Consider the following 12,413-nt stretch of genomic DNA (forward strand, 5'->3'; position numbering starts at 1 on the left):
GCGATAGCGGAGTATCAGTCAAGCATTCATTGTCTGATACTCCGCTATCGCGAGCAGGCTCACTCCCACAGGTGATCTCAGTGCCCCTTATATTGGAGTTCCTCATGCAACGCATCGACCATTCATTGCCCTGGAGCCACCTGGGCACCGAGCGCACCCTCAGCGTGTTTCGTTATGGCGCGGGCGCTCGCAAGGTCTACATCCAGGCCAGCCTGCACGCCGATGAACTGCCGGGCATGCGCACCGCATGGGAGCTGAAAAAGCGCCTGACCGAACTCGAAGCCCAGGGCCAGTTGCAGGGCGTGATCGAACTGGTGCCGGTGGCCAATCCGATTGGCCTCGATCAGCATCTGCAGGGCAGCCACATGGGCCGCTTTGAACTGGGCAGCGGCAAGAACTTCAACCGCTCCTTCGTGGAACTCAGCGGCCCGGTGGCGGCGTTGATCGGCGATCAGTTGGGGCACGATGCGCAAGCCAACATTGCGTTGATTCGCCAAGCCATGGGGCAGGTCCTTGACGGCTTGCCAGCACCGGCCTCGCAACTGGAAGCCATGCACCGTTTGCTGCTGCGTCACGCGTGCGATGCCGACATCACCCTGGATCTGCATTGCGATTTCGATGCGGCGATTCACCTCTATGCCTTGCCGCAACACTGGCCGCAGTGGCAGTCCCTGGCGGCGCGTCTGAAGGCCGGCGTGGCGTTGCTCTGTGAAGATTCCGGCGGCAGTTCATTCGATGAGTCCTGTTCTTCGCCATGGTTGCGCCTGGCGCGGAGCTATCCCGAGGCGAACATTCCGCCGGCGAACCTGGCGACCACGCTGGAACTGGGCAGTATGGGCGACACCCGGGTCGATCAGGCCCAGGCCAATTGCGAGGCGATTCTCGGCTTCCTCGCAGAACAGGGTTTCATCCAGGGCACTTGGCCGGCGGCGCCGAGCGAATGCTGTGAGGGCATGCCGTTCGAGGGCACTGAGTACCTGTTTGCACCGCATCACGGGGTGGTGAGTTTCCTGCGTGATTCGGGTGAATGGGTAGAGCAGGGCGATGCGCTGTTTGAAGTGGTCGATCCGCTGAATGATCGCGTGACCACCGTGCGCGCCGGCACCAGTGGCGTGTTGTTCGCGATTGATCGTGGACGGTATACGCAGCCGGGGACGTGGCAGGCGAAAGTGGCGGGGCGGGAGCCGATTCGGGTTGGCAAGTTGATTAACGACTGATTCGATCGTTCCCACGCTCTGCGTGGGAATGCAGCCCGGGACGCTCCGCGTCCCAGAAGCCGAACGCGGAGCGTCCGTTGAGGCATTCCCACGCAGAGCGTGGGAACGATCATCAAACACCTGACAGCCTTCACGGTGTTAGGCTCTGCCCCGAATCCTGCGCGCTGTGAAGGAAGGTTTATGTTGAAGATTCTCGCTCTGCTGACGCTGCTGGCATCTGCCACCGTCCAGGCTCAAACCCCGCTGCTCAACGATCTGCCGCTCAAGTACCTGGAGCAGGCCAACCCCGAATCCCGCCATCAGCCCCTGGTGATTTTTCTCCACGGTTACGGCAGTAACGAGCAGGACCTGTTCGGCATCAAGGACGAGTTGCCGGCGCATTACAACTTTCTGTCGGTTCAGGCACCAGTGAGGTTGGATGAGGACAGTTATCAGTGGTTTCGCAAGAAAGGCGAAGGCGCCTACAACGGTGAAACCGATGACTTGAAGACCAGCGCCAAGGTGCTGCTGGATTTCATCGCCCAAGCGGCGAAGAAATATCAGACCGAACCCGACAAGGTGTTCCTCGTCGGTTTCAGTCAGGGGGCAATCATGTCCTACGAGCTGGCGTTGCGTCATCCCGAGGCCGTGGGCGGGATTGCCGCGCTGAGCGGGCGGATTCTGCCGGTGCTCAAATCCGAGCTCAAACCGGATGAAAAACGCCAGAAACTGGCGATTTTCATTGGTCATGGCACCGCGGACAAACGCCTGCCCTACAAAGACGGCACCGACGCCGACAGCCTGTTGCAGCACCTGTCACTCAAGCCTGAGTTCCATGGATACGAAGGTCTCGGCCACAACATCAATGAGGCCGAGCTTGCAGATTTGAACGCCTGGTTACAGCGTCTGAACCCCTGACCTTACTTGCCGGAGACGATCTGCTTGACCAGCGTTTCGTGGCCGGCATTGTCGCTCAGACGGGAAATCACCTGAACGATTGCCATGCGGGTGTTGGACGCCGCCATCACCGTGGTGTCGAGGGTCTTGCCGCCGCCTTGGGTGGCGGTGCTGTCGATCTGCCGCAGACCCAGCCCGGTGCCTTTCTGGGTCAGGCTTTTTTCGCTGAGCTTGGTGAAGTCCGGCAGCGCATGGGCTTGCTCGGTGGCGAAGTCGGACGCGGCGGAGTCGAGAAACTGACTGTCGTTGTCTTTGACATTGGCGCCGCCGGGGATGGTGTTTTCAGCGGCGATCACCACGGTTTTCGTGGCCTGGTTGGTGTACATGGTGCCGGTGGCCCCAGCGGTCCCGGCGGCTGCATCGCCAGCGGGCAGCGGGTTGGCGATGAAACCCTTTGGCAGGCTGAACTTGAACTTGCCGCCGAGCATCGAGACCTCTTGGGCAGGCGCTTTATCGCTGGCGGTGGCCTTGGCGGCATGGGCATTCAACGCCCCAAGGCTGGCGGCCGCGGTCAACAACAGGACAACGGCTTTTTTACTCAACAATGACATTCGAAACTCCAGGGATGGTCGCGCTTAGCCGGCGATCATCCCATGGAGGCTGTTATGCATTCCACTCCCTGCGGTCAGGTTGGGGTAGCTTTACTCGTTCGGAATGATCGAACCTGTTGCGCTGACCTTTTCTGTTGATCGCGTCGTGGCGATCACCGCCCCGGCGATAATCAATATCGCCGGAACGATCAGGATCGGTCCGGCCTGGCTGCGGCCTGTGGTGATCAGCAATAAGGTCGAGATCAGCGGCGCCAGGTAGGACAGCGCCCCCAGCGTCGCCAGACTGCCGTGTTTGGTGGCGTGGTCCCAGGCAAGAAATGCCATGCCCACGGGCCCGAGGCCAAGCACAACGATAGCGGCCCATTGGTTGAAATCGGGCCTTACCGTGGTTTCGAACGCCAGGTGACAGATCAGGCCGCAGACCGCCGACAAGCCGCAAATCCCGCCGATGATGCTGCTCGGCACTTCGCTGAACCGTCGGTTGATCACCGAATACCCGGCCCAGATCAGCGCACAGCCAAACGCTGCGAGGTAACCGGCCACTGGCATCGCCGCCCCCGTCACCGTGGTGTGTTGTTGCATGATGAACGCGGTGCCGGCCAGACCCAGCAGGGCGCCGAGCATTTGCCGCTTTTGCAGCTTTTCTCCAGCGGCGAACGCCGAGAGCAACACCAGCAACAGCGGCCACAGATAATTGATCAGGCTGGCTTCGGCGGCGGGCGCGGCTTTGAGTGCGAAAAAATACAGCCCGTGATAAACGAAAATGCCGACGAAACCGGTGGCCCACACGGCCCACGGTTGTCGCCAGCTACTGAAACCGGCGATGCCGCGTCGACCGAGGATCACCAGGCTTGCCGCAAACGCTATCCCGAAACTCAGCGTCAGCAGTTCAAACGGTGGAATGCCTTCGGTGAGGGTGGTCAACAGCGCCAGGCAGGACCAGAGCGCTATCGCGATCACGCCAATGGTTGTGGCGGTTTGGGAACGGCGGGCGAGGGGCGTTGCGCAGCTCATGTCTGTTCCTTCAGCACGTAGCGGGCAACATCCTGGCCCTTTGGGTGTGAAGGAGCTTAGCGTTTGATCGCTGAACGTCCAGTCGCGACGGTCGGATTGACCGGTCGTGCGAGCAAACGTCGAGTGATGCCCAGCATTCCCACGGACACCGCCACCCCCAGGGCAAATGCATTCATGCCCATAGTGGGCAAGGCCAGCGCCAACACCAGGCAAAACGCCGCGAAGGAATACATGCCGGTGGCGGTAGCGCGCAGCAGGGCGGCCGTAAATGCCGGGCCGCGGGTCTGCTGGGAAAATACCGCCATCACGCTGCCCAACACCGGGAACACCGCGAGCAGACCGCTCCAGCCTTCGCCGACTGTGCGGGCCAGCAGCGTGACCGCCAACGTCAGCAAGGCGCCGGCAATCATGCGCAGCAGCAGTTTGTCTGACTTGGGCGCAGGACCCGACACGATGGGCTGCACCTTTGGAAACAGGTACGGCGCCGCCAGCAGTGCGGTGCTGGCCGCGATCACCGAAAACAGCAGCGACGGCGGAACCTGCGAGAGCACCACCGCCACGCCGGCCCAGACCAGCAGTGAAATCGCCAGTGCCCACGGCCATCCCCGCCGTTGAGCGACCTGGGCGTAGGTCACGCAGAAAGCAATCATGGCGAACATCGCCGATAACGCCGCCATCGCGGACTGAGCGGCGAATGCCTCGCCTTGTTCAATGGCGAGGAAGAACAGAATCGGGCCGACCACCACCGGCAATCCCGACAGCCAACCGGCCACGCTGGGGCCCCAGCGCTTACCCGCGAGGGAAATCAGCAAGAGAAATCCGGGAGTCACCAGCAGTTTGAGCATCAGCACGCACGCGTCTCCGACCTGAGTGAGGCGGCAACGTTAGCATTGCGTACGACAGATTGCTCTATAGATTGTCGTGTTTTGTATACAAAGTTGCTGGCCCTTGGGTGTGTCGGGCGAAACGTCTAAGCTGCTTGCCTCCCACCTATTTCTGGATGTTTGTGTGAAATTCAGTTTGCCCAAAGTCGCCACCGCGCCGTTTTGCCCGCCGGAAGTGGCCGGCAGCGTTGCGGTAGATCCGAACGCGTCATTCTTTAAACGGGTCCTGCGCTTTGCCGGGCCAGGCTTGTTGGTGTCCATCGGCTACATGGACCCGGGTAACTGGGCCACGGCCATCGAGGCCGGCTCGCGATTTGGCTACAGCCTGTTGTTCGTGGTGCTGCTGGCGAGTCTGGCGGGGATGGTGGTGCAATGTTTGTGTTCGCGCCTGGGCATCGCCACCGGTCGAGATCTGGCGCAACTGTGCCGCGAGCGCTACAGCACGCGCACGGCACGGACTCAATGGCTGTTGGCGGAAATCTCGATCATCGCCACCGACCTGGCCGAAGTGCTCGGCTGCGCGCTGGCGTTCCATCTGCTGCTGGGCTGTTCGCTGACGTTCGGCATTGCGCTAACCGCGTTTGACACGCTGCTGGTGCTGGCCCTGCAAAACCGTGGTTTCCGTCGCCTGGAGGCGATCATGCTGGTGCTGGTGAGCACCATCGGCGTGTGTTTCTTCGTCGAGTTGTTGCTGATAAAGCCGTACTGGCCGGACGTCGCCCGCGGCTTTACGCCGTCGCTGTCGGCCATTGCCGACGCTGCGCCGCTGTACCTGGCCATCGGCATTCTCGGCGCCACGGTGATGCCGCATAACTTGTACCTGCACACCTCGATCGTGCAGACCCGAATGATCGGCAAGGACCTGGCCAGCAAGCAGGACGCGGTCAAACTGGCGCGCATTGACACCATCGGTTCGCTGGCGTTGGCGCTGCTGGTGAATGCGGCGATTCTGATCCTGGCGGCGGCCGCGTTTCACCAGAGCGGGCACACCGATGTGGTGGACATTCAGGACGCCTATCACTTGCTCGATCCATTGGTGGGCGGGGCGCTCGCCAGCGTGTTGTTCGGCGTTGCGTTGCTGGCGTCGGGGCAGAGTTCGACCTTTACCGGGACCATCGCCGGGCAGGTGATCATGGAAGGTTTTCTGAACCTGCGGATTCCCTGCTATCAGCGCCGGCTGATTACCCGGGGATTGGCATTGATCCCGGCGTTTATCGGCGTTTGGCTGATGGGCGATAACGCAATCGGCAAGCTGCTGGTGTTGAGTCAGGTGGTGTTGAGTCTGCAGTTGCCATTTGCGCTGTATCCGCTGATACGCATGACCAACGACCACAAGCTCATGGGGCCGTTGGTGAATCAATGGCCGACGCGGGTGTTGTCGTGGGGGTTGTTTGTGGTGATCAGCGGGGCGAACAGCTGGTTGATCCTGCAGTTTGTGGCGTGACCGGGCGGGCCTGCCCCGGCAATGGATCTGAATGCCAAACAAAAAAACCGGTGCGAGGTGAATCGCACCGATCGTTCCCACGCTCTGCGTGGGAATGCCTCAACGGACGCTCCGCGTTCGGCTGTAAAGGGGACGCGGAGCGTCCCGGGCTGCATTCCCACGCAGAGCGTGGGAACGATCTGGCGCGGTCACCCGATCAAAAGGCTTACGCTCTTTCAATCGCCAGGGCCACGCCCTGACCACCGCCGATGCACAGGGTGGCGAGGCCTTTCTTGGCGTCGCGCTTGATCATTTCATGCAGCAAGGTCACCAGCACCCGGCAACCCGATGCACCGATAGGGTGGCCCAAAGCGATGGCGCCGCCGTTGACGTTGACTTTGTTCAAGTCCCATTCCAGGTCCTTGGCCACGGCCAGCGATTGCGCGGCGAATGCTTCGTTGGCTTCGATCAGGTCCAGTTGGTCGATGGACCAGCCGGCCTTGCTCAGGCAGCGGCGAGTAGCCGACACCGGGCCGATGCCCATGATCGCCGGGTCGACGCCCGCGTTGGCGTAAGCGGCGATTTTCGCCAGCACCGGCAGGCCGAGGGCCTTGGCTTTTTCTGCGCTCATCAGGATCACGGCGGCGGCGCCGTCGTTCAGCGACGAAGCGTTACCGGCGGTCACCGAACCGTCTTTCTTGAAGGCCGGTTTCAGTTTGCCCAGCGCTTCGGCGGTGGTGCCGGCGCGTGGCTGTTCATCGGTGGCGAAGGACAGCGGATCGCCCTTGCGCTGCGGGATCAGGATCGGCGTGATTTCATCAACAAAACGCCCGGCTTCGATGGCGGCCGTGGCTTTCTGCTGCGAGGCCGCGGCGAAGGCGTCCTGTTGCTCGCGCGTCAGGCTGTATTTCTCGGCCAGGTTCTCGGCGGTGATGCCCATGTGGTAATCGTTGAACGCATCCCACAGGCCGTCGCTGATCATGGTGTCGACGATTTGCGCATTACCCATGCGCAGGCCGGTGCGTGCGCCGGGCATGACGTAGTTGGACAGGCTCATGTTTTCCTGGCCGCCGGCAATGATCACGTCAGCGTCGCCGCAGCGAATCGCCTGAGTGGCCAGGTGCAGGGCCTTGAGGCCCGAACCGCAGACCTTGTTCAGGGTCATGGCCGGTACGGTGAACGGCAGGCCGGCCTTGATCGCGGACTGGCGTGCAGGGTTTTGCCCGGCACCGGCGGTCAACACCTGGCCCATGATCACTTCATCGACCTGCGCCGGGTCGAGCCCGGTCTGTGCCAGCAACTGACGGATCACCGCAGCGCCCAGGTCAACGGCGGACACACCAGCCAGCGAACCCTGGAAGCTACCGATGGCGGTACGGGTGGCGGCAACAATAACGACGTCTTGCATGGAATGATTCCTCACTGGGCAGCGAACTGCATTTCCGGAACGTGATCCGGCACGATCAGTTTACCGGCAGTCTTGGCGACGATCTCTTCAACACTGACGCCCGGTGCACGTTCCTTGAGAATGAACGCGCCGTCCTTGATTTCAAGGTAAGCCAGGTCGGTCAGCACACGTTTGATGCAGCCGGCGCCGGTCAGCGGCAGGCTGCATTTGGACAAGAGCTTGGACTCACCGTCTTTCGAGGCGTGGGTCATGATAACGATGATGTTGTCCGCGCCGGCCACCAGGTCCATGGCGCCGCCCATGCCCTTGACCAGCTTGCCGGGGATCATCCACGAGGCGATGTTGCCTTCGACGTCGACTTCGAAGGCGCCCAGCACGGTCAGGTCGACATGACCACCGCGAATCATCGCGAAGGATTCGGCCGAGGAGAAGATCGACGCGCCAATGCGCGCGGTCACGGTTTGTTTGCCGGCGTTGATCATGTCGGCATCGATGGTTTCTTCAGTCGGGAACGGACCCATGCCGAGCAGGCCGTTTTCCGACTGCAGCATGACTTCCATGCCTTCGGGAATGTAGTTGGCGACCAGGGTCGGAATGCCGATGCCCAGGTTCACGTAGAAGCCGTCCTGCATTTCGCGGGCGACGCGTTGAGCCATTTGTTCGCGGGAAAGTGCCATTGTTGTTATTCCTTCATTCGGTCCGGGGGCAGGGGATCACTTACGCACGGTGCGCTGTTCGATGCGCTTCTCGAACGTGCCGCAAATGACCCGATCGACGTAGATGCCAGGGGTATGGATCTGCGACGGCTCCAGCTCGCCGGGTTCGACGATTTCTTCGACTTCGACCACGGTGATCTTGCCGGCGGTGGCAGCCAGCGGGTTGAAGTTCTGAGCGGTGTGGCGGTAGATGACGTTGCCGAAATGGTCGGCTTTCCAGCCTTTGACGATGGCGAAGTCACCGGTGATGGATTCTTCCATCAGGTACTTGCGGCCATGGAATTCGCGCACTTCCTTGCCTTCGGCGACTGGGGTGCCGACGCCGGTGGCGGTAAAGAACGCCGGGATGCCGGCACCGCCTGCGCGCATTTTTTCGGCGAGGGTGCCTTGCGGGGTCAGGACGACTTCGATTTCGCCTTTGAGCAGTTGGTCTTCGAACAGTTTGTTCTCGCCGACATAGGAGGCCACCACTTTGCTGATCTGCCGGTCTTCCAGCAGCACGCCGAGGCCGAAACCGTCGACGCCGCAGTTGTTGGAAACCACGGTGAGGTCACGGGTGCCCTTGCGCTTGATCTCGGCGATCAGGTTTTCCGGAATGCCGCACAGGCCGAAGCCGCCAGCGATCACGGTCATGCCGTCTTCAAGACCTGCCAGAGCTTCCTCGTAGGAACTCACGCGCTTGTCGAAACCTGCCATATGCACCTCTTTTATTCTTGATGGGCGGCTGGCTAGCCGTATGGGGTAGGAGTGTCTCGCCGAAGGATTTATTTGTTAAGTTGATTTTTAAGGTTGATTGATTCATAAAACTCAACAAATAACTGCCTTTCAACTTACAGCTTAGAGCTTGTAGCTTACAACTGGAGCGAAGCGACTATGACCGTCAAGCAGATCCGCGCATTCCTGGCCGTGGCCCAGAGCCTGAGCTTTGCCGTGGCGTGCGAGCGGTTGCACCTGTCGCAATCGGCGTTGAGCCTGACCATCAAGGCGCTGGAAGAAGGCCTGGGCGGACGGCTGTTCACCCGCAACACGCGCAACGTGGCGCTGACCGCCGAAGGCGAATCCCTGGTGCCCCTGGCGCGCCGGTTGATCGCCGACTGGGACAATGCCGAGGATGAGCTGCGCCAGCGTTTCACCTTACAGCGCGGTCGCGTCACGCTGGCGGCGATGCCGTCGTTTGCCGGAAACCTGCTGCCGCCGATCCTCAAGACCTTTCGTGCGCGGTATCCGAAGGTCAACGTCACGGTGAACGACGTGATCAACGAGCAGGTGCTGGAAATGGTGCGCGACCGGCAAGTGGAACTGGGGGTGGCGTTCGAGCCGACGCAGAGTTCATCGCTGGCGTTCACGCCGTTGTACATGGACCGCTTCGTGGCCGTCGTGCCGCAGGATTCGCCTTTTGCCGATATGGAAGATATCGACTGGCAGACCTTGCTCAAGGAGCCGTTCATCACCTTGCAGCGACCGTCGACGGTGCGGGTGATGCTGGAAGAACACTTGCAGGCTCGGGGCATGAAGTTGCCGGTGGAGTTTGAAAGCCATCAATTGGCGACAGTGGGGCGGATGGTGGCCAGCGGGTTGGGCGTCAGCGCGGTGCCGGCGTTGTGTGCCGGGCAGATGCGCGAATTGGGCGCACGCTGCATCACCTTGCGCGACCCGGTGGTGGAGCGGGCGATCGGGGTGCTGACCAAACCGGGGATTGAGCTGTCGGCGGCGGCGCAGGCGTTGTTCGATATCCTTAAAGCTGAAAATCTGGGCGCGCGCCCGTAACTGATCGTTCCCACGCTCTGCGTGGGAATGCAGCCCGTGACGCTCCGCGTCACATCAAGAGCCGAACGCGGAGCGTCCGTTGAGGCATTCCCACGCGGAGCGTGGGAACGATCAGAGGTTGAATCAGGAGGCGAGGCGCTGGGCCAAGAACGGGAGTAGCTGTTCGCACGATCCTTCAATCTTCATATCCAGAAGATCATCCGCCCGGGTCTTGCCCAGATTGATCGCAATCAACGGCTTCCCCTGATCCGCCACCGCCCGGCACAACCGAAACGCCGAATACGCCATCAGCGATGACCCCACCACCAACAATCCCGCCGCCTGTTCGACCGCCGCCATTGCTTTGGCCGCTGTCGCTTGCGCGACGTTCTCGCCAAAAAACACCACGTCCGGCTTCATCCGCTCGCCTGCGCATTGCGGACAATGCGGCACCTGGAACCGCGCCTCGAACGCCGCATCCAGCAGCGTGTCGCCGTCCGGCGCCTGAACTGCATCGACCCCGGCCAGATAGGGGTTTTGTGCCTCCATCAATTGCTGAATCGAATCCCGCTCGCTGCGTTGTCCGCAATCCAGGCACAGCACCCGGTGCAGGCTGCCATGCAACTCAATCACGTCATGGCTGCCGGCCTGATCGTGCAAGGTGTCGACGTTCTGGGTGATCAACCCGCTGATCTGCCGAGTGCTTTGCAAACTGGCGAGGGCTTCGTGGGCCACGTTCGGCTGCGCCTGGCGAACACGTGGCCAGCCGAGCATCGCCCGCGCCCAATAGCGTCGCCGCGACTCCGGGGCCGACAGGAATTCCTGATACATCATCGGTTGCCGGCCACGCCGTACGCCCTGGTTGTCGCGGTAATCCGGAATGCCCGAGGGAGTGCTGATGCCGGCGCCGGTCAGGACCATAAACGGCTGGTCGACCATCCATTGCTGGAGTCGGTCGAGTTGTTCGCGGATGGGGCGGTCGAGCATGTTCAACACTCCGGGGGGCCTTGAGTGTTTGCAGGGTAGCATTTGCCGATCATCGCCCGGACAGGTTGCCTGTCCGGGCGATGATCGGTTCTTTATTTACGTGCTTCCAGAATCAGGTTGAACGGCGTTTCCGTGGCTCGCCGGAAGTGCTTGAACCCCGCGTCGGTGAAGACCTTGCGCAACCGTGCCTCGCCGGCCTGGGCGCCGAGCCCCAGGCCGACTTCTTGCGACAGCGAATTCGGTGTGCAAATGAACGTCGAGGCGGCATAGAACAGCCGGCCGACCGGGTTGATGTTGTCGTCGAGCCTGTCGTTGGCGAACGGTTCCACCAGCAGCACCGTGCCGTCCGGTTTCAGCGCGTCATAGGCGTGTTTCGCCGCGCCGACCGGGTCGCCCATGTCGTGCAGGCAGTCGAAATAGCAGACCAGGTCGTAGTCGTTGCCGGGAAAGCTTTTTGCCGTGCCCTGGAAGAACCGCGCCCGTCCGCCCACGCCACCTTCTTCGGCGCGCTGGGTGGCGACGGTGACGGAGGGCGCGTGGTAGTCGAAACCGACGAACCGCGAGTTCGGGAACGCCTGGGCCATGATCACCGTGGAGGCGCCGTGCCCGCAGCCGATGTCGGCGACTTTGGCGCCAGCCTCCAGTTTGGCGACAACGCCTTCGAGGGCCGGCAGCCACTCGTCGACCAAGTGTGCTTTGTAGCCTGGACGGAAGAACCGTTCTGTGCCACTGAACATGCACGGATGGTGATCGCCCCAGGCCAGGGCGCCATTGCCGCGCATGGCGTTGACCAGTTTGTCCTTGTCATGGAAAAACGATGCGACCACCCCGATACCTCCCGCGATATAGACCGGCGAGTCTTCGATGGCCAGCGCCAGGGCTTGCTCTTCGGGCAGGCGGAACTGGCCGCCTTGATGCTCCATGTAACCGGATGCGGCGTGGGCGCTGAGCCATTCGCGCAGCAGGCGGGTGTTGCAGCCGGTTTTGTCGGCAAGTGCTTCGGGGGTGATGGGCTGACTGTCGGCCATCGCGCGGTACAGGCCGAGTTCTTCGCCGAGGATGACGTTGGCGAGCATTGCCGCGCCGCCCATGTCACCCACCAGTTTGCCCATAAAATCATTGAGTCTGGCCTCGTCCATCACATGTGCTCCTTCAACAGGATCACGGTCCAGAGGCAAGGCGGGTAGAGGCATTCACCTCTGGGCGGTGGTCGTGGGATTGAACAGGGCGAACAAGCTCGTCCTGCGTGCAGTAAGTTTAGTTCGCGGACCGCGCGCCGCCGTCTGGAGCGACGAAAGCTCACATTTTCCTGACCACCACAAATCCCCTGTGGGAGCGGGCTTGCTCGCGAAGAGGCCGTGTCAGTCGACATCTTTGTTGAATATCAAACCGCTTTCGCGAGCAAGCCCGCTCCCACAGGGGGATTTGTGGCGTGTATCGCACTGTATCCAGCCGCCGCCCCGATACATTCCGCTGCATTCCCCGCTACCTCCGAACACAGACCAGATACAAACCTGCGATGAACTGTAAA

12 protein-coding genes are annotated in these 12,413 nt (G+C 61.5%); 4 read left to right on the plus strand and 8 right to left on the minus strand.

All coding sequences use genetic code 11. The annotated features are described in order from the left end of the window. The first annotated feature begins 104 nt into the window (after positions 1-104). Complete coding sequence (locus K5K95_RS21455) at positions 105-1,217, plus strand: succinylglutamate desuccinylase/aspartoacylase family protein (protein ID WP_222585991.1); 1,113 nt, start codon at positions 105-107, stop codon at positions 1,215-1,217. A 180-nt stretch (positions 1,218-1,397) separates the two neighbouring features. Beyond that, the gene (locus K5K95_RS21460; protein WP_222585992.1) at positions 1,398-2,114 is read left to right on the plus strand and encodes an alpha/beta hydrolase; all 717 of its coding nucleotides are present in this window, start codon (positions 1,398-1,400) and stop codon (positions 2,112-2,114) included. A 2-nt stretch (positions 2,115-2,116) separates the two neighbouring features. Here the strand turns inward: K5K95_RS21460 and K5K95_RS21465 are convergent, their stop codons facing one another. The 3 genes from K5K95_RS21465 to K5K95_RS21475 all read right to left on the minus strand — a co-directional run bounded on the left by K5K95_RS21465 (position 2,117) and on the right by K5K95_RS21475 (position 4,569). Beyond that, entirely contained in the window at positions 2,117-2,704 is a 588-nt protein-coding gene (locus K5K95_RS21465) for a hypothetical protein (RefSeq protein WP_090182818.1), read from the minus strand. Between the two features lie 90 nt (positions 2,705-2,794). Continuing rightward, a complete protein-coding gene (locus tag K5K95_RS21470) occupies positions 2,795-3,718 on the minus strand; it encodes a DMT family transporter (RefSeq protein WP_222585993.1) in 924 nt (307 codons plus the stop codon). Positions 3,719-3,774: 56 nt separating this feature from the next. Continuing rightward, complete coding sequence (locus K5K95_RS21475; RefSeq protein WP_222585994.1) at positions 3,775-4,569, minus strand: hypothetical protein; 795 nt, start codon at positions 4,567-4,569, stop codon at positions 3,775-3,777. 157 nt (positions 4,570-4,726) lie between these two features. On the opposite strand from K5K95_RS21475, the gene K5K95_RS21480 reads away from it, so the two are divergent. Beyond that, positions 4,727-6,046, plus strand: coding sequence for an Nramp family divalent metal transporter (locus K5K95_RS21480; RefSeq protein WP_222585995.1), 1,320 nt, complete (start codon positions 4,727-4,729; stop codon positions 6,044-6,046). 205 nt (positions 6,047-6,251) lie between these two features. On the opposite strand, the gene K5K95_RS21485 is transcribed toward K5K95_RS21480, so the two are convergent. The 3 genes from K5K95_RS21485 to K5K95_RS21495 are packed head-to-tail and all read right to left on the minus strand — an operon-like array spanning position 6,252 to position 8,845. Continuing rightward, entirely contained in the window at positions 6,252-7,433 is a 1,182-nt protein-coding gene (locus K5K95_RS21485; protein ID WP_222585996.1) for an acetyl-CoA C-acetyltransferase, read from the minus strand. A gap of 11 nt (positions 7,434-7,444) precedes the next feature. Further along, complete coding sequence (locus tag K5K95_RS21490) at positions 7,445-8,110, minus strand: CoA transferase subunit B (RefSeq protein ID WP_090182831.1); 666 nt, start codon at positions 8,108-8,110, stop codon at positions 7,445-7,447. A 36-nt stretch (positions 8,111-8,146) separates the two neighbouring features. Further along, entirely contained in the window at positions 8,147-8,845 is a 699-nt protein-coding gene (locus K5K95_RS21495) for a CoA transferase subunit A (RefSeq protein WP_090182832.1), read from the minus strand. Between the two features lie 177 nt (positions 8,846-9,022). Between K5K95_RS21495 and K5K95_RS21500 the strand changes: the two genes are divergently transcribed. Continuing rightward, positions 9,023-9,916, plus strand: coding sequence for a LysR family transcriptional regulator (locus K5K95_RS21500; RefSeq protein WP_222585997.1), 894 nt, complete (start codon positions 9,023-9,025; stop codon positions 9,914-9,916). Positions 9,917-10,039: 123 nt separating this feature from the next. Here K5K95_RS21500 and K5K95_RS21505 read toward each other — a convergent pair whose 3' ends face one another. Further along, on the minus strand, positions 10,040-10,882 hold the full coding sequence (locus K5K95_RS21505; RefSeq protein ID WP_222585998.1) for an NAD-dependent protein deacetylase: 843 nt from the start codon (positions 10,880-10,882) through the stop codon (positions 10,040-10,042). 92 nt (positions 10,883-10,974) lie between these two features. Then, entirely contained in the window at positions 10,975-12,021 is a 1,047-nt protein-coding gene (locus K5K95_RS21510; protein ID WP_222585999.1) for a class I SAM-dependent methyltransferase, read from the minus strand. Between the last annotated feature and the right edge of the window lie 392 nt (positions 12,022-12,413).

It is taken from the genome of Pseudomonas sp. DR48 (genome assembly GCF_019823085.1).
In the GTDB taxonomy this organism is placed as follows: domain Bacteria; phylum Pseudomonadota; class Gammaproteobacteria; order Pseudomonadales; family Pseudomonadaceae; genus Aquipseudomonas.

What these genes read in the sequence shown, in the direction of transcription:
- K5K95_RS21490 (WP_090182831.1), bottom strand. Translation starts at nt 8,110, where the DNA reads ATGGCACTTTCCCGCGAACAAATGGCTCAACGCGTCGCCCGCGAAATG.
- K5K95_RS21460 (WP_222585992.1), top strand. Translation starts at nt 1,398, where the DNA reads ATGTTGAAGATTCTCGCTCTGCTGACGCTGCTGGCATCTGCCACCGTC.
- K5K95_RS21485 (WP_222585996.1), bottom strand. Translation starts at nt 7,433, where the DNA reads ATGCAAGACGTCGTTATTGTTGCCGCCACCCGTACCGCCATCGGTAGC.
- K5K95_RS21505 (WP_222585998.1), bottom strand. Translation starts at nt 10,882, where the DNA reads ATGCTCGACCGCCCCATCCGCGAACAACTCGACCGACTCCAGCAATGG.
- K5K95_RS21470 (WP_222585993.1), bottom strand. Translation starts at nt 3,718, where the DNA reads ATGAGCTGCGCAACGCCCCTCGCCCGCCGTTCCCAAACCGCCACAACC.
- K5K95_RS21495 (WP_090182832.1), bottom strand. Translation starts at nt 8,845, where the DNA reads ATGGCAGGTTTCGACAAGCGCGTGAGTTCCTACGAGGAAGCTCTGGCA.
- K5K95_RS21500 (WP_222585997.1), top strand. Translation starts at nt 9,023, where the DNA reads ATGACCGTCAAGCAGATCCGCGCATTCCTGGCCGTGGCCCAGAGCCTG.
- K5K95_RS21455 (WP_222585991.1), top strand. Translation starts at nt 105, where the DNA reads ATGCAACGCATCGACCATTCATTGCCCTGGAGCCACCTGGGCACCGAG.
- K5K95_RS21465 (WP_090182818.1), bottom strand. Translation starts at nt 2,704, where the DNA reads ATGTCATTGTTGAGTAAAAAAGCCGTTGTCCTGTTGTTGACCGCGGCC.
- K5K95_RS21510 (WP_222585999.1), bottom strand. Translation starts at nt 12,021, where the DNA reads ATGGACGAGGCCAGACTCAATGATTTTATGGGCAAACTGGTGGGTGAC.